Annotated in this window: 8 protein-coding genes; 4 read left to right on the forward strand and 4 right to left on the reverse strand. The window is 61.0% G+C overall.

Annotation, left to right across the window (positions count from 1 at the left end):
- Positions 1-100 precede the first annotated feature (100 nt).
- The 3 genes from ACZZ0B_RS18390 to recQ form a co-directional block, all read right to left on the reverse strand.
- Positions 101-1,891, reverse strand: a complete 1,791-nt coding sequence (locus tag ACZZ0B_RS18390; protein ID WP_463545934.1) for a FimV/HubP family polar landmark protein — start codon at positions 1,889-1,891, stop codon at positions 101-103.
- Between the two features lie 127 nt (positions 1,892-2,018).
- Positions 2,019-2,453 (reverse strand): MarR family transcriptional regulator, encoded by a 435-nt coding sequence (locus ACZZ0B_RS18395; RefSeq protein WP_007962151.1) that lies wholly within the window; start codon positions 2,451-2,453, stop codon positions 2,019-2,021.
- 133 nt (positions 2,454-2,586) lie between these two features.
- Positions 2,587-4,716 carry a DNA helicase RecQ gene (recQ, locus tag ACZZ0B_RS18400; RefSeq protein ID WP_129390739.1) on the reverse strand — a complete coding sequence of 710 codons (2,130 nt, stop codon included), beginning with the start codon at positions 4,714-4,716 and terminating at the stop codon, positions 2,587-2,589.
- Positions 4,717-5,106: 390 nt separating this feature from the next.
- Here recQ and ACZZ0B_RS18405 point away from each other — a divergent pair, with 390 nt between their 5' ends.
- The 3 genes from ACZZ0B_RS18405 (at position 5,107) to ACZZ0B_RS18415 (ending at position 6,828) form a co-directional block, all read left to right on the forward strand.
- Positions 5,107-5,694 carry a UPF0149 family protein gene (locus tag ACZZ0B_RS18405; RefSeq protein WP_008083862.1) on the forward strand — a complete coding sequence of 196 codons (588 nt, stop codon included), beginning with the start codon at positions 5,107-5,109 and terminating at the stop codon, positions 5,692-5,694.
- Positions 5,695-5,704: 10 nt separating this feature from the next.
- On the forward strand, positions 5,705-6,100 hold the full coding sequence (locus ACZZ0B_RS18410) for a YbaN family protein (RefSeq protein ID WP_085666732.1): 396 nt from the start codon (positions 5,705-5,707) through the stop codon (positions 6,098-6,100).
- Between the two features lie 368 nt (positions 6,101-6,468).
- Entirely contained in the window at positions 6,469-6,828 is a 360-nt protein-coding gene (locus tag ACZZ0B_RS18415; protein ID WP_008083868.1) for a DUF6124 family protein, read from the forward strand.
- 191 nt (positions 6,829-7,019) lie between these two features.
- On the opposite strand, the gene ACZZ0B_RS18420 is transcribed toward ACZZ0B_RS18415, so the two are convergent.
- The gene (locus ACZZ0B_RS18420) at positions 7,020-14,906 is read right to left on the reverse strand and encodes a retention module-containing protein (RefSeq protein WP_463545935.1); all 7,887 of its coding nucleotides are present in this window, start codon (positions 14,904-14,906) and stop codon (positions 7,020-7,022) included.
- A gap of 533 nt (positions 14,907-15,439) precedes the next feature.
- Between ACZZ0B_RS18420 and ACZZ0B_RS18425 the strand changes: the two genes are divergently transcribed.
- Positions 15,440-16,798, forward strand: coding sequence for a TolC family outer membrane protein (locus tag ACZZ0B_RS18425; RefSeq protein ID WP_158836250.1), 1,359 nt, complete (start codon positions 15,440-15,442; stop codon positions 16,796-16,798).
- The last annotated feature ends 127 nt before the right edge of the window (positions 16,799-16,925 follow it).

Consider the following 16,925-nt stretch of genomic DNA (forward strand, 5'->3'; position numbering starts at 1 on the left):
CTATCGCGAGCAGGCTCACTCCTACAGGGGAGCGCATTCCAATGTAGGAGTGAGCCTGCTCGCGATGACCATGTCCGCTAGCCCATAGAACTATCAGGCCTTAGCGAATCCCCGCCAGCAGCGTTCGGGCGGTCTGCTTGAGTGGCTCGTCGCCGTCCTTGAGCAGTTCGTTCAACAGCGAAATCGCGCTGTCGATGTCACCGTCATCAATGCAATTCTGTGCCTCTTCCAGCTTTCCGGAGTGGGCGGCTTGCGGCGAATCAGGCTTCTGCAAATCCAGCGGTTCGAGTACCAGTGATGGCTGTGAATCACCGAACTCGTTGAGGAATTCATCATCCAGCGCCTGTACATCCGGCTCGGGGATCCACTCCAGCTCCGCTTCTTCACTGGCCTCGGGTTCTGGCAATTCGAAATCCTGCGGCAGAATCTGCAGATTCGAGCCAAAAGCAGACTCATCGGCAGCCGGCTGACTCGTTGTTGATCGGCTGTCGTCCAGATCCCAGCTGGAATCCATCGACAGCTCGCCCAGGTTCAATTCGAAATCGTCCTCGGGCGCTGCCGGCTCAGGGGCGGGAGCGGCTTTGACGATGGGCGCGACACTGGCGACCACTGGCGCAGCGGCCGCCAACGGCGCAACACTCAGCAACTTCGGATGACGGTCACGAATGGTCTGCAATTGCTGCTCATCGACACCCAACTGACGTAAGTGATGTTCCTGTTGTTCGTACGCCGCGCTATCACCCTGACGCCCGAGGACTTCAAGCAACTGCACGCCAAGGTCGAGACGCTCCGGCTCCTTGTGCAAAGCGTCGCGCAGTAGCCCGACGGCCTCCCCCAGTCGTCCATACGCCAGATAAATCCCTACCGCTTCCAGCACATCGCCCGCCGCCGGCTCTTCGCGATGCTCCTCTGCGGCGTGCGCCGTCACGGCATGGCTGGTGTCAGCGTCAACCTTCTCGGGTTGATTATCGGGAGGCAGAAACGGCAGTGGCATTTCACCCGGTGTTGCCTGACGACGCCGGCGCAGGAACCATCCGCCCATCAGCACGCCCAGCAACAGCAACAATCCGCCCAGCAGCCAGCCGTTCGGCGCATCGTCAGCGGACCCAACCGGTGCAGTGACCGGCGCCGGGGCTGACGGGGCTGCCGCTGCCGGCGGCGCCTTCTGCAGCTCGATCAGTTGAGTTTGCAGTTCACCCATGTGCTTTTTGCCATCGGCGATCAGCGACTGCTGTTCCTGCAATTTTGCGTTCAACTCTTCGATGGTTTTCTGCAATTGCTGGTTCTGCAAGACACTGGCCGCCAATTGCTCACTGAGGGCGGTATCGGCGGCTGCCGCCGGCGGTGGTGGCGCCGGTGTGGCTTCGCGCGTGCCCTGCGCAGCCTGAGGCGGCGCGGTAGCGGGTTCTACAGTAGGGAAACCGGAAGATTGTGGTCGTGGGTCCGGCTCGTCGGTGGCCGGCACGATACCCGGCGAACCCGGCGGGTCGATCAACACGGTGTACTCGCGCAGCAAGCGGCCGTTGGGCTGACTGAGCTGTACGAGGAAATTCAGAAAAGGTTCATTGACCGGTTTGCTGGAGGTCACGCGGATCATCTGGCGATTGCCATGCAGGATCGGCACGAACTTCAGGTCGTTGAGGAAGAACACCCGTTCGACCCCAGCCTGGCCGAACTCATCGGCCGTGGCCAGGCTCACCGAAAGATCATTTTGCGTCAGCGCGCCGACATCGACCAACGCGATGTCGGCCTTGAGCGGCTGATTGAGGGCTGAGTGAACAGTAATGTCACCCAGCCCCAGTGCCATCGACGCGGTCGAAAAGCTGAATATGCCAGCGACCAGCAGCCCTTTGGCGCCACCGCGCAGTACCACCTGCCAACTTGCGAGCATGAGCATCCCTTAAATAAGCAAAACCGACTTCTATGCGTTCGCACATCCGGTACGAACACGATATTGCCCAGTAGTTCTTATAGTCGGCTCAGCGCGATCTCTCAAAAAAACGGCACAGGCTTGTGCCTCAAGATTTTTCCAGGTTGGCCAGGATGTGCCCGTGCACACGCATGCACACCTTCAAATCCGCCTCGTCGACGCCCTCGAACAATTCGTGGCGCAATTGCGTGGCGATGGTTTCGATTTGTTCGATCAGCGGCAAGGCCGGGGCGCAAAGGACGATTTTTTTCGCCCGGCGGTCTTCCATTACGGACTGGCGTTGCACCAGGCCCTGGCTTTCCAGGCTGTCGAGCAAACGTGCGAGGGTCGGGCCTTCGACGCCGACGCTTTGCGCCAATTCGCGCTGGGTCGGTGCGTCTTCGAAACGTGCCAGATGCAGCAGCACCAGCCAGCGCGCCTGAGACAGGCCGAGGCCGGCGAGCCGGCGGTCCAGTTCGGCGCGCCAGCCACGGGACATCTGGGCCAGTTGCATGCCAAAGCGGTGTTGATCGGTTAACGGCATAAAACACTCACGGTTAGACTGAAAAATAAAGAATTTCTAATTATTAGCCAGCTAAGCATGAGCTGCAGTTATAGGCAAGAGTCGCCCTGTACTGAATCGTTACAACTGTACAGGGCTTGGCGCAAACGCCACCTCACATTTCGAATTCCGATTGCAGCGCAGCCCGCACGCAATACAGCACGCCTTCCGGCACACGACCGGCGAACAGCTCGGCGATTTCGGCGACCGACGGCAACTCGCCTTCGCCATCGAGGAACGCGTCCTGCACTTCGCCCATCAGTTCTTCAGGCAAGTCCAGCGCCTGTTCCAGCGACAACTGTTGCTTGCCAATCGCCTCGGCGAGCATCGTGTAGACGTTCTTTTCCGAGCACTGCAACTGACCGGCGATCTGTAACGGCGTCATGCCGGCACGGGCCAGAGTGATCAGCTCGTGGCGCACATCGGCGACCGCTTTCGGCGCCTCGACTGCGCCGCCAAGCACTTCGAGGAAGGCCTCGCCGTAGCGCTCCAGCTTGCGTGCACCGACGCCGCTGACCGTGGCCATTTCCGCCAGCGAGGTCGGCTGGCTGCGGAGCATTTCCAGCAGCGTCGAGTCGGGGAAGATGACGTACGGCGGCACACCGTGTTCTTCGGCGAGTTTGCGCCGCAACGCACGCAACGCTTCCCACTGTTCGCGCTCTTCGCCGCGCACCAGTTGGCTGGCGGGGCTCTTGCTGTTGCTCTTGGCGGCGACCTGCGGCTTGAGATCGCGGCGCAGCTCCAGGCTCACTTCGCCCTTGAGCAACGGCCGGCAACTGTCGTTCAGGCGCAGACCGCCGTAGCCCTCGTGATCGACATCGGCCAGCCCGCGCGCCACCAACTGGCGGAACAACGAGCGCCATTCGCTCTCGCTCAACGCCTTGCCGACGCCCCACACCGACAGGTGCTGATGGCCGAAACTGCGGATTTTTTCGTTGTCCTTGCCCAGCAGCACGTCGACCAGATGGCCGACGCCATAGCGCTGGCCGGTACGGAAAATCGCCGACAACGCCTGACGTGCAGGCTCGGTGGCGTCCCAGGTCTGCACGCCATCGACGCAGTTGTCGCAATGGCCGCATGGCTCCGGCATGTCTTCGTCGAAGTACGCCAGCAGGGTCTGGCGACGGCAGCGAGTCTCTTCGCAGAGCGAGAGCATGGCGTCGAGCTTGTGCTGCTCCAGACGCTTGTGCCGTTCGTCGCCTTCGGAGTTTTGCAGCATCTGCTTGAGCATCACCACGTCTTGCAGACCGTAGGCCATCCACGCATCCGCGGGCAGACCGTCACGGCCGCCGCGACCGGTTTCCTGGTAATACGCTTCCAGGGATTTCGGCAGATCGAGGTGCGCGACAAAGCGTACGTTGGGCTTGTCGATGCCCATGCCGAACGCCACGGTGGCAACCATGATCAGGCCCTCCTCATTGAGGAAGCGCTTTTGGTTGAAGGCGCGCAGATCGTTCGGCAAACCGGCGTGATACGGCAGCGCCGGGAAGCCCTGCTCACTCAAAAACGTTGCGACTTCTTCGACTTTCTTGCGCGACAGGCAATAAACGATGCCCGCGTCGCTGCGCCGCTCGGCGAGGAACGCCAGCAACTGCTTGCGCGGCTGTTCCTTGGGCACGATGCGGTAAAAAATATTCGGGCGGTCGAAGCTCGACAGGAAGCGCTCGGCGTTCTGCAGATGCAGGCGCGTGACGATTTCTTCGCGGGTACGCTTGTCGGCGGTGGCGGTCAGGGCGATACGCGGCACGTCCGGGAACAGCTCGGCCAACTGACCCAGTTGCAGGTACTCCGGACGGAAGTCGTGGCCCCACTGCGATACGCAGTGCGCTTCGTCGATGGCGAACAACGCGATGTTCAAGCCTTGCAGGAACGACAGCATGCGCGGTTGAACCAGGCGCTCGGGCGCCAGATACAACATCTTCACTTCGCCGCGTTTGATCCGCGTGGCGAGGTCGCGCTGCTGCTCGGCACTCAATGTCGAATTCAGCGCAGCGGCGGCCACACCCAGCTCTTCGAGGGTGGCGACCTGGTCGTCCATCAACGCGATCAGCGGCGACACCACCACCGCCAGGCCTTCGCGCAGCAGCGCCGGCACCTGGAAGCACAGCGACTTGCCGCCACCGGTAGGCATCAGCACCAGCGCATCACCGCCACTGGCCACGCGCTCAATGATTGCACCCTGACGGCCACGGAAACTGTCGTAGCCGAAGATGTCCTTGAGGACGCGTTGAGCCTGTTCGAGCATAAAAACTCCAAAAATCACAAAAACATCCCTGCAAGGCTGGTTCATGACGGCCAAGGCTGCACCGCAGAATCGTAAGAACGCATTGCATGACGGCCGCAATGCGGGCAGGGAGCGCAAAACGCGGCAGTATACCCGAGCCCTCCCCTGCACAGGGCGCCGCTTATACCTTCGAATCCAGTCATGCCCGGTGGGAGCTGCCGCAGGCTGCGATCTTCTGATCTGGATCTTGATGCTGATCTTTAAAAAAATAAAATCAAAAGATCGCAGCCTTCGGCAGCTCCTACAGGGGATATGCAGGGCGCAGCCGGGCAAATCTGCCGTGCGGCTGGCTTGAGAGCGCAAGAAGGCCTAGAATTCCCGCATTGTTTATTCCCCCAAGGTAGCCCCGTAATGTCCTTCGCTGAGCAACTGACCCGCCTGCAAGTTTTCCTCGATGCCGACGAGCTGCATGACGAGGCGCTGGATTACGTGGCCGCGCACGGTTACCTGACCGCGCTGTCGATCTGTGCCGAAGACGTACCGGAGCGTGAGTGGATCGACGCCCTGTTCGCCGAAGAGCCGCATTACGCCGATGACGCCCAGCGCGCAGAAATCGAAGCCACGCTGATCGGCCTCAAGGCGCACATCGCCCGTCAACTGGCCTCCGATGAAGAGTTCGAGCTGCCATGCGATCTGGATCTGGGTGAAGAGCCGGATGATTCCGAACTGCGCGGCTGGTGCATCGGTTTCATGGAAGGCGTGTTCCTGCGCGAAGAAGCCTGGTTCGAAACCGCTGAAGATGAAGTCAGCGAAATGCTCCTGCCGATCATGGTCGGTTCGGGCCTGTTCGACGAACAGCCAGAGTTCGAAGACATCGCCAAGGACGCCAACCTGATGGACGACATGATCGTGCAGATCCCGGAAGCCCTGACCGCCCTGTACCTGCTGTGCCAGGCGCCCGACGAAAAACCGGCGATCCTCAAGCCACGTCACCACTAAGGTCCGGCCTATGGACAACCCCATAGGCAACCGCTCCCTGATGTTGCGCTACATCCTGCTGGCCATCGGCTGGCTCAGCGTGGCATTGGGGGTGATCGGCATCTTCCTGCCCGTCCTGCCCACCACCCCTTTCCTTCTGCTCGCAGCGGCCTGCTTCGCGCGCAGCTCCCCGCGTTTCTATCAATGGCTGGTCGAGCATCCAAGGCTCGGGCCATGGATTCGTGACTACCTCGATGGCAACGGCATTCCGCTCAAGGGCAAGGTCTATGCGATCGGGCTGATGTGGGCGAGCATTCTGTTCTCGTGCTATCTGGTGCCACTGCCGTGGGCGCGGGGGTTTATGTTGACCAGTGCGGTGTTGGTGACGGTTTATATTTTGCGGCAGAAGACTCTGCGCAAATCCTGAGCCTCTTTGCCTTTAAACAACATTGTTTAAAAGACACCTTCAGACACGCCTTCCAGGCTACAAATTCTTGCGCCTTTGCCTACAGCTACGCCAGAATCCGCCGGCTTGTGCGCCTTGGGGTCGGGTTCTATTGTGGTGCGGTCGCTGAAGAGTCAGCGATCGGGTTTAGCGACCCAAATCTGTAATAGGTGCATCAGCGCTTCATGCTTTGTGGCAGATTCAATGTCTGCAACTTCGCTATGGTGGCTGTATGCGGGAGACCCTCGGGTCTGCCGGGTGCCTATAACCGGTTCGCTAACCTGCGTACAGCCGCCACCTTCCTGTTTAGCGACAGTTCTGGGCGGCTCCACTCTTATAGGAGCTTCACCATGATCAAACCAACACCCAACCCGCCCGAAACCGATCTCGCCTCACCCTACGAATCCCTCGATTCAAAAAAGCTCAACGACGCCGCCGAGCGCGCCCTCGACCACTATCTCTGCCCACCCGGCTCAACCCCACCGCCGCGAAAAACCCGCCGGATGTACGCCGTGACCGCAGACTTCAAAAACGAAGAACTGCTGGCCGATGCCAGCGAAACACTCGCCTCAGCCAGAACTATCGCTCATGACTTCGCCCACCTCATACCCGCGTCGCAGCGCAGGACGCTATTGGGGATTGCGCAACTGATCATGCTCGGGGAGCTGGCGGTGAATCGGGTGATGGATAATCTGGAGTTGCCGCAGTAGCGACACGCGATGATCGTTCCCACGCTCCTGCGTGGGAATGCCTCAACGGACGCTCCGCGTTCGGCTTTGGAAGGGACGCGGAGCGTCCCGGGCTGCATTCCCACGCAGAGCGTGGGAACGATCACGTGAGGCAGAAGAAACCCGCCGTCCCGGTTGTACGGGACGGCGGGTTTTTTCGTTTCAGACGGCGCTTACACCGTATCCACCTTCAACGAATGATCATTCAGCATGCCGCTGATGATCGTCGCCGTGTCATGCCCGCCAGCAATCACCCCGCCCGCTCCCGGCGTTACGCCGTAGTGGCTGGCGAGGTTGACGCCGGCCAGGTCGATCGTCTGGTTCGGCGTGGCGCCGGCCATGGCGCTGACGTCGATGCTGGTGAGGACCGAGGCGCCGGTGCCGGTGACGGTGAAGTGCAGGTAGTCATCCAGTGAGGCGGTGGTGCCGTTTTCGCCTTGCAGCAGTTGCGACAGATCGAGCTTGTCGGTGCCGGGGGTGAAGTCGGTGATCAAGTCATGGCCACTGTTGCCCTTGAGCCACTGGAAGGTGTCAGCGCCAGGCCCACCGGTCATCGTGTTGTTGCCCATGCCGCCGATCAACAGGTCGTCACCGCCGCCACCGTTGAGGATGTCGTTGCCCAGCCCGCCGTTGATCACGTTGTTATTGTTGTCGCCGGTCAGGGTGTCGTTGAAGTTCGAGCCGACGAGGTTTTCGATGCCGGTCAGGGTATCCGTGCCAGCGCCAAGGGTGTTTTGCGCACCGAGCAGGCCGAGGTTTACCGTCACACCGGCGGTGGCGTGGGCGTAGCTGGCCGTGTCGATACCGCTGCCGCCGTCGAGCAGGTCATTGCCCGGGCCGCTGTAGAGCAAGTCATTGCCGGCACCGCCGTGCAGCTCGTTGTTGCCTGAGCCTGCAGTCAACACATCATTGCCGTCGCCGGCGTTGATGATGTTGTCGCCGGTGCCGGCCACCAACACATCGTCACCTGAAGTGCCAGTAAGGGTGTGCCCGTCCTGATAGCTGATGCTCACATTGGTCGTGTCGCTGCCGCCATGGTTGTCGTTGGCGGTGTAACTGCCATGGAAGTCCGGGGTGATGTCGTGCGCCCCGGCGTAGTTGAGGGTCATGGTCAGCTGATAGTTTTCCGCCGCGTTGGCATTGCCGCCCGAGGTGTTGGTGATGTTGGTGATGTGGATCTGATAGACGCCATCGGCCGATGCGGTAAGGGTTTGCCCGTCCGCCAGGGTTGTGTAGGCGCCGCCGTTGATCGAGTACTCCATGGTGACGTGACCGGCCGCCAGGTTGTGGTCAAGGTTGAGAGTTTCGCCCTGGCGCAGGTTCACGGTGATGCGGTCTTCATCGTTGGCGTTGCTGTTGGTCACAGCGCCGAGGTAACCGCTGACCACCAGCACGGCGGTCATCGTCGCGGCGTTGGCACTGAACGAGTTGCGCACGTTGGCGAGGTTCTGGTTGGCGGCGGTATTGACGTTAGTGCCGGTGAAGTTGATCGCGCCGGTGCCGGTGAAGTCCGCCGCTTTCGAGATCCAGCCAGTGTTGAAACTGGTCGGAGTGGCATTGAGCGTGTCGCCATTGGGATCAGTGTCGTTGGCCAACAGCAGCTCGCCCGGCACGACGATGTTGCCCGACAGCACGTTGGTGATGACGTGGTCGTCCACGGCCACTGGCGGCGCATTGGGAATCACTTTTACGGTCAGCGTCGAGCTGGCGAGGTCGCCGTCATTGTCGCTGACGGTGAACCCGATGTTCTCGGTGATGACCACGGCGGTGGTTTTCTGCGAGGTGTAGGTGTAATCGCCGCTGTCGAGATTGATCAACAGTGTGCCGCCATTGTTGGTGGCGATGCTCAGCGTGTTGTTCACGGTGTTGAACGTACCGTGATTGGTACTGCCGCTCGGCGTCAGCGAGCCTTGGCCGCCGAGGGCTTTTGGATCGTAGGTGTAGGTAGTGCCGTCGATCACGATGGATTTGATGAAGCCGCCGTCGGCGCCGAACGTCCCGCCCTCGCCCAATAACGAGCCGGTGACCGGTGCGCCGACCACGGTGCCCGAGAGCACCGAGTTGAGCTGATTGAGGTCGGTGACCACCACCGCATTGGTGTTGGTGTGGCTGATGCCGTCATAGGCCAGCGGGTCGAGGTTGGCGTTGCTCACGCCACTGCCGAGGCCGATCGCGTAGTTCTTGATGTTGTTGGCATCGAGGAAGTTTTTCAGCGCGGCTTCGTCAGCGGCATTGATGTCGCCCTCGTTGGGTTTGCCGTCGGAGAAGAAGTAACCGACGTTCTGCGCCCCGGTGAGTTTGCCCGAGGTGTTGAACGCGGTTTGCATCACCGCCACGGCGGCGTCGTAGTTGGTGCCGCCGCCCGCCGTCAAACCGGCGAGAATCGTCTTCGCTGTCGCCACATCGACCCACACCGTGGTTCGGTCAGTGGCGTTGCTGCTGAAGGTGACCAGTTGCACTTTCACATCGCCGAGGTCGTCGTACTTGTCGAGCAAGGCGCTGATCGCCTGCTTGGCCAGCGCCAGCCGCGACAGGCCCGGCACGCCGGAGGCGTCGGCCATACTGCCGGAGATGTCGAGGACGATGAGCAGGTTGGAATCGATCTCCACCGCTGCCACTGAACGGTCCGAAGCCACGGCTTTCGGCACGTCGTCAACGATGTTGACCACGAGGGTGCTGGTGGTGCTGTTGCCCAGTGCATCGGTGGCTTTGTAGGTAAAGCTTTCGCTCAGGGTGTTCGCTCCGTCGTTGGCGTTCGGCGTGGTTTTCGGCGCCGAGGTCAGCGTGTAGGTATAGGTGCCATCGGCGTTGAGCTGGATCTGCCCATAGGTGCCGGTGGCGCTGCCGACCAGGGTGTAGGTGATCGCGCCACTGCCGCCGGTGACCGCGCCAACCAGTGTGCCCGTTGTGGTTTCGCCAGTGTTGGTCGGGTCGCTGCCGGTGACCGTACCGGGCGCCAGATCGGCGCCGTCCTTGGTCAGGTCGAGGGCTTTTTCATACACCGTCACGTCCTGATCGACCGAGGCCACCAGTTTGCTGTCGGCGACATTGATGGTGATGGTCGTGGTGCTTTCATCGCCGTCACTGTCGCGGATGGTGTAGGTGAACGTATCGGTGGCGCCCGGAGGGCTCACCGAGTTGGGGTTGCTGTGGTAGACGGCGTTGCCCAAGGCATCGAGGGTCAGGTAACCGAAGTTACCGTTGATGTTGCTGTTGAGGCCGCCCACCGCAGAGGTCCCGGTGTTGCTGCCGGCGCGCACGCCGACCACCGTGGCCGCGCCATCGGCACCGCTGATGTCGTTGCCGAGCACGCTGATGTTGACCGTCCCGCCCTCTGCCACCGAACCGGTGTCGGGTTTGGCGGTTGGCAGGTCATCGATGATGTTGACGTTGATCTGACCCGTGGCGGTGCTGCCATCGGTGTCGGTCGCCACCACGTTGAAGTTCTCGGTGAGGCTGTTGGCGCCGTTGCCGTTCGGGTGCGTTTCGTTATCGACCAAGGTGTAGCTGTAACTGACCACGCCGGTCGTCGCGTTGTAGCCGGTGATGGTGAACGTGCTGCCCAAGGGCGAAACGATCGACTGCGGGAAGCCTGCCGCCACACCGCCAGTCACCACGGCAATACCGCCGACGGTGAGGGTTTGCAGGCCATCCAGCGCGGTCACGGTGAACGTGCCGCTCTGGGTCAGCGCCGGCGTGTCGGGGCTGGTGCCGTCGCTGAGATTTTTCTCGTAGACCGTGAGTTCGCCGCCGTTGACGTCGAGGCCGTTGAGCACCACCGGATCGTCATTGTTGTGGATGTTCAGCACCAAGTTGGCGGTGCTGGTATCGCCATCGGCATCGGTCAGGGTGTAGGTGAACGTCTCGGTGCCGTTACCGCCGCCGTGCAGATTTTTGAAATCGGCATCGTTGGGGCTGAGCGTGTAGGTGTAAGTCCCGTTGGCGTTGAGCACCAGCGTGCCGTAGGTCCCGGTGAACGTACCGGCGGTGATCGGCCCGGCATTCGGCCCGGTCGCCACCACATCCGCGCCTTGCACGTCATTGGTCAGCACGTTGCCGGTCAGGGTCAACTGGGTTTCCGAAGCGCTGGTGGCGTTGCTGTCGTTCACGGCTTTAGGCACGTCATCGACGATGCTGACGACGATGGTGCTGGTGACAATGTTGCCCAGCGAATCGGTGGCTTGATAAGTGAAGGTTTCAGTCAGGGTGTTGGCACCGTCGTCGGCATGCGGCGTGGTGCTCGCTGGCGACGTCAGGGTGTAGGTGTAAGTGCCGTTGGGGTTGAGGACGATCTGCCCGTAGTTGCCGGTGGCACTGCCGACCAGCGCATAGCTGATCGCGCCGACCGCACCGGTGACCGAACCGACCAGCGTGCCGGACGCGGTTTCGCCAGTGCTGGTCGGGTCGCTGCCGATGACCGTGCCCGGCGCCAGGTCGGCGCCGTCCTTGGTCAGGTCGAGGGCTTTTTCGTAAACGGTGACGTCGGTGTCGCTGGTCGCATACAGTTTGCTGTTGGAGACATCGATGGTGATGGTGGTGGTGCTTTCGTCGCCATCGGAATCGCGCACGGTGTAGGTGAACACATCCACTGCGCCCGGGCCATTCACGGTATTCGGATTGCTGTGGTAGACGGCGTTGCCGTTGGCGTCGAGCGTCAGGTAACCGTAAGTGCCGTTGATGTTGCTGTTGAGGCCGCCAATGGCCGAGGTCGAGGTGTCGGAGCCGGCCCGCACGCCAACCACTGCACCGGTGACGGCCGGGCCATCCGCGCCGCCAATGTCGTTGTCCAGCACGTTGCCGCTGACGGTGCCGCCCTCCGCCACCGACGCCGCATCAGGGTGTGCGCTCGGCAAGTCATCGACGATGTTGACGTTGATCTGGCCGCTGGCGGTGCTGCCATCGGTATCGGTGGCGACCACGTTAAAATTCTCGGTGATGCTGTTGGCGCCGTTACCGTTCGGATGGGTTTCGTTATCGACCAGAGTATAGCTGTAACTGACCACACCGGTATTGGGGTTGTAGCCGGTGATGGTCAACGTGCTGCCGAGCGGCGTGACGATTGATTGCGGGAAGCCTGCGGCCACACCACCGGTGACCACGTTAATGCCACCCACGGTCAGGGTTTGCAAGCCATCGAGCGCCGTGACGGTGAACGTGCCGCTCTGGGTCAGCGCCGGGGTGTCAGGGCTGGTGCCGTCGCTGAGGTTTTTCTCGTAGACGGTGAGTTCGCCGCCATTGACGTCGAGGCCGTTGATGATTACCGGATCGTCGTTGTTGTGGATCTGCAAGACGAGGTTGGCGGTGCTGGTATCGCCGTCGGAATCGGTAATCGTGTAGGCGAAGGTTTCCGTGCCGTTGCCACCACCGTGCAGGTTTTTGAAATCGGCGTCATTGGTATTCAACGTGTAGGTGTAGGTGCCATTGGCGTTGAGCACCAAGGTGCCGTAGGTCCCGGTAAATGTGCCGGCCGTCACTGGACCGCTGGCTACACGGTCGGCGCCTTGCACGTCATTGGTCAGCACGTTGCCGGTCAATGTGAGTTGGCTTTCCGACGCAGTGCCGGTGTTGCTGTCATCGACGGCTTTGGGCAGGTCATCGACGATGTTCACATCGAGGGTGGCGTTGGCGGTGGTGCCGTTGTCATCGACCACGGTGACGGCGAATTGCTCAGGCAGGTTGTTCGCGCCATTGGCGGTGGGGTGCGCTTCGTTATCGACCAGGGTGTAGCTGTAGCTGACCACGCCAGTGGTGGCATTGAACCCGGTGATGGTCAGCGTGCTGCCAAGCGGCGTGGTGATCGATTGCGGAAAGCCTGCGGCCACACCGTTAGTGACCACGGCAATGCCACCGACGGTCAGCGTGGTGACTCCGTCCAGCGCAGTGATGGTGAACGTGCCGCTTTGGGTCAATGCAGTGGAATCAGGAGCGCTGCCGTCGCTGAGGTTTTTCTCGTAGACGGTGAGTTCGCCGCCGTTGACGTCGAGGCCGTTGATGATCACCGGATCGTCATTGTTGTGGATCTGCAGAACCAGGTTGGCGGTGCTGGTATCGCCGTCGGAATCGGTGATGGTGTAGGCGAAGGTTTCCGTGCCGTTGCCGCCGCCGGGTAGGTTTTTGAAATCTGCGTCATTGGTATTCAACGTGTAGGTGTAGGTGCCATTGGCGTTGAGCACCAAGGTGCCGTAGGTCCCGGTGAATGTGCCGGCCGTCACGGGACCTGTCGGTACGCGATCCGCACCTTGTACGTCGTTGGTCAGCACGTTACCGGTCAGGGTCAGTTGAGTTTCCGAAGCGGTGGTTGTGTTGCTGTCATCGACGGCTTTGGGCAGGTCATCGACGATGTTCACATCGAGGGTGGCGTTGGCGGTAGTGCCGTTGTCATCGACAACCGTGACGGCGAATTGCTCAGGCAGGTTGTTCGCGCCGTTAGCGGTTGGATGTGCTTCGTTATCGACCAGGGTGTAGCTGTAGCTGACCACACCGGTTGTAGCGTTGAAACCGGTGATCGTCAGTGTGCTGCCCAGCGGTGTGGTGATCGATTGCGGAAAGCCTGCGGCCACACCGTTGGTGACCACGGCAATGCCACCGACGGTCAGCGTGGTGACGCCGTCCAGTGCGGTGATGGTGAACGTGCCGCTTTGGGTCAATGCGGTGGAGTCCGGCGCACTGCCGTCACTGAGGTTTTTTTCGTAGACGGTCAGCTCACCGCCCTCAACGTTCAAGCCGTTGATGATCACCGGGTCGTCGTTGTTGTGAATCTGCAAAACCAGGTTAGCCGTGCTTTTGTCGCCGTCGGCATCGGTGAGGGTGTAGGTGAAGGTCTCGGTGCCGTTACCGCCGCCGTGCAGGTTCTTGAAGTCGGCGTCATTGGTATTCAGCGTGTAGGTGTACGTGCCGTTGGCGTTGAGCACGAGGCTGCCGTATGTGCCGGTAAAGGTGCCCGGCGTGATCGGCCCGGCATTGGGGCCGGTGGGCACGCGGTCGGCGCCTTGCACGTCGTTGGTCAGGACGTTGCCGGTCAGTGTCAGTAACGTTTCGGAAGCCGTGCCATTGTTGTCGTCGATCGCCCGAGGCACGTCGTCGGTGATGTTGACGTCAAGCGTGCCGGTGGCCGTGTCGCCATTGTTGTCGCCGGCAATCACGGTGAATTGTTCGCTGAGGTTATTGGCGCCATCGCCGGCGGCGTGGGTTTCGTTGCCGTTGAGGGTGTAGCTGTAGCTGACCGCGCCAGTCGCCGGGTTGTAGCCGGTAATGGTCAGGGTGTTGCCCAGTTGCGTGGTGATCGATTGCGGGAAACCGATCGGCACACCCGCGACGATGACGTTGATGCCGCCGATGCTCAGACTGCTCAAGCCATCCGGAGCCGAGACCGTAAAACTGCCGCTCTGCGTCAGTGCAAACGGGTTGGCCGCCGAACCGTCAGGCAGGTTGGCCTCATTGAGGTTCAACTCGCCGCCCGGCACGGCAAGGCCGTCGATGATCACCGGATTGTTGACCACCAGCGGCGGTGGCGGAGTAACCGGCGTGACGGTGTCATCGCCGTTGTCCACCACGGCGTCAAACCGATAGTCAGGAAACTCAGGAATACCGCCGAACCCGGCAGTGGGGAACCCGATGATCGGGTCGACCCGGCCGCCGACTTCTGTCAGCAGAACAAAACTGTGGCCGCCGCCCAGCTCACCCGGCGCGCCGCCCGGTGCATTGGGGCCGGCGGCAGTGGCTTCAGCGGTTTTGGTGGGGTCGTCACCGGCAGCGATGGCTTTCTGGATTTGCTCGACATCGGTCAGTTGCGCTTCGCTCGGGGTCTGAGCCTCTGGCGCGTTCACATGTGCGGCCTGATCAGCGAGCAATTGCCCGGTCATGGTCAGGCTGCTGTCGCGACCGAGAGTGAGTTCCTGGCCGTTTTGCAGATGGACGGCAACGGCGCCTTCGGCCCCGGTGATCAGTTGATCGCCGGCATACAGGCGATCCCCTTCAACCAGTGCGCGTTTGCTGCCGTCGGCGGCCTGGGCGAATACCTGACCAATGACTTTAGTGACTGTACCGATGAGCGTTGCCATGTGAATTCCTCCGCTGCTGACCACCGTCAGCACTGGTTCGCGAAGCAGCCCATGGCTCAATCGGGTTGCCGGGGGCGACGCTCGCACCCTCGACAGTTCGTTTCGCGGGGGTTATTTGAAGAGAAATCCAAGCGCTATCAAGCACTTGCACCGCCCGTTTCAAACAGCCCGCCCACTAACGCTACGTAACGGCGGTGAATCACCCGAGTGACAAAAATCTGTCGCTCATCAGCCGCTACGCGTCCCTCCCCTTCAGCAGTACTTCGCCGTATGTCGCAAAGTGAGTGGAACTTTCCTCAAGCCTTTTTGAGCTCCCTAAAGCGCATAAAACAAAGGCTTTCGTGCTGAACAATGTGCCGGATTTTACAAAGCGCATAAGTTTTTTTCGGCATAAGCCTTATGAAAAATTTTTCTTAGCTACGCTCTAGGATGTTCTTAGCTCTGTTGTTACAAGAGTGAAACGCTTAGACCTAAAAATATCGTCAAATATTTGGCGACAGTAACACACCATCAGGACTCAGGGAGATGCACCCATGCGCGTTCTAACCCCCCTCTGCAGCGCGGTTTTGCTGGCCATGGCTTGCACTTCTCAAGCCCAGGCGATGAACCTCACCGAGGCGATCCAAAGCACCATCGCCACCCACCCGGAACTGGCCTCGCGCGTGGACGCCCGCCTGTCGGCAGATGAACAAGTCAAAGTCGCCAAGGGCGGCTTCTATCCGTCCGTCGATTTGAACGCCGCGTACGGTCGCGGCTACAGCGACAACACCAACACCCGCGCCTTCGGCAATCACGACACGCGAATTCTCAATTACACCCAGTCCGAGCTGCGCCTGCGGCAGATGCTGTTCGACGGTTTCAACACCGCCAATGAGGTCGAGCGCACCAAAGGCGTGTCGAACTCACGCGCGTACTACGCGCAAGGCACTGCCCAGGATCTGGCCCTGCGCACCATCGAGGTCTACCTCGAAGTGCTCAAACGTCGCGAACTGGTGACCCTGGCCCGCAACAACCTGCAGGCGCACTTGCGCGTCAACGACCAGATCGGCCTGCGCACCGAGCGAGGTGTTGGCAGCACCGCCGACTCCGATCAATCGGTCGCCCGTAAAGCGCTGGCGCAGAACAACCTCGACACCGCCGAAGTCGACCTGTCTGACGCCGAAGCCAACTTCTACAGCGTGGTCGGACGCATGCCCGACGAGCTGGAAACGCCAGCCTCGACCCGCGGCGAACTGCCGACCGAATTGCGTGAAGCGCAACAGAGCATGGTCGACAACAACCCGTACCTGAAGTCCGCCCAGGCTGACGTGCAATCGGCGGAGAGCCAGTACGAAGTCGCCAAATCACCGTTCTACCCGCGCTTCGATGCCGAAGCAGCGGTCGGTGCGAACAATAACGTGCAAGGCGATGAAGGCCACGACAACGAATGGCGCGTGGGTGTGGTGATGAACTACAACCTGTTCCGAGGCGGCAGCGACAAGGCGCGCCTGGCCTCCGATGCGCACCAGATCAATCAGGCGATGGACATCCGCAACAACGCCCTGCGTCAGCTCAACGAGAACATTCGTCTGGCCTGGAACGCCATGGTCAACGCGAAGAAACAGACCCCGACCGCCCGCGAATACGCCGAAACCACCAAGCGTGTACGCGCCGCCTATCAGGATCAGTTCGGCCTTGGCCAACGCACCCTGCTCGACTTGCTCGACAGTGAAAACGAGCTGTACAACGCCAACCGTCGCTACACCGAAATCCGCTACACCGAGGAATATTCGATGTACCGCGTGCTGGCGAACATGGGCCAGTTGCTGAGCAAACAACGGGTGGTGCTGCCGGCCGATGCGATCGCGTCCAGCGAAGTCAAAAACGAAGCCCGCCTGCCCGAACTGAAGTAGCGATCTTGATCGTTCCCACGCTCTGCGTGGGAACGCAGCCCGTGACGCTCCGCGTCACTGGACGCAGAGCGTCCCTAGAGGCATTTCCACGCAGAGCGTGGGAACGATCTACCTGAGCCCGTTCAAC

This window comes from Pseudomonas sp. AC247, assembly GCF_979258015.1.

Coding starts and splice junctions, on each gene's coding strand:
- recQ (WP_129390739.1), bottom strand. CDS start 4,716: ATGCTCGAACAGGCTCAACGCGTCCTCAAGGACATCTTCGGCTACGAC.
- ACZZ0B_RS18395 (WP_007962151.1), bottom strand. CDS start 2,453: ATGCCGTTAACCGATCAACACCGCTTTGGCATGCAACTGGCCCAGATG.
- ACZZ0B_RS18415 (WP_008083868.1), top strand. CDS start 6,469: ATGATCAAACCAACACCCAACCCGCCCGAAACCGATCTCGCCTCACCC.
- ACZZ0B_RS18410 (WP_085666732.1), top strand. CDS start 5,705: ATGGACAACCCCATAGGCAACCGCTCCCTGATGTTGCGCTACATCCTG.
- ACZZ0B_RS18420 (WP_463545935.1), bottom strand. CDS start 14,906: ATGGCAACGCTCATCGGTACAGTCACTAAAGTCATTGGTCAGGTATTC.
- ACZZ0B_RS18425 (WP_158836250.1), top strand. CDS start 15,440: ATGCGCGTTCTAACCCCCCTCTGCAGCGCGGTTTTGCTGGCCATGGCT.
- ACZZ0B_RS18405 (WP_008083862.1), top strand. CDS start 5,107: ATGTCCTTCGCTGAGCAACTGACCCGCCTGCAAGTTTTCCTCGATGCC.
- ACZZ0B_RS18390 (WP_463545934.1), bottom strand. CDS start 1,891: ATGCTCGCAAGTTGGCAGGTGGTACTGCGCGGTGGCGCCAAAGGGCTG.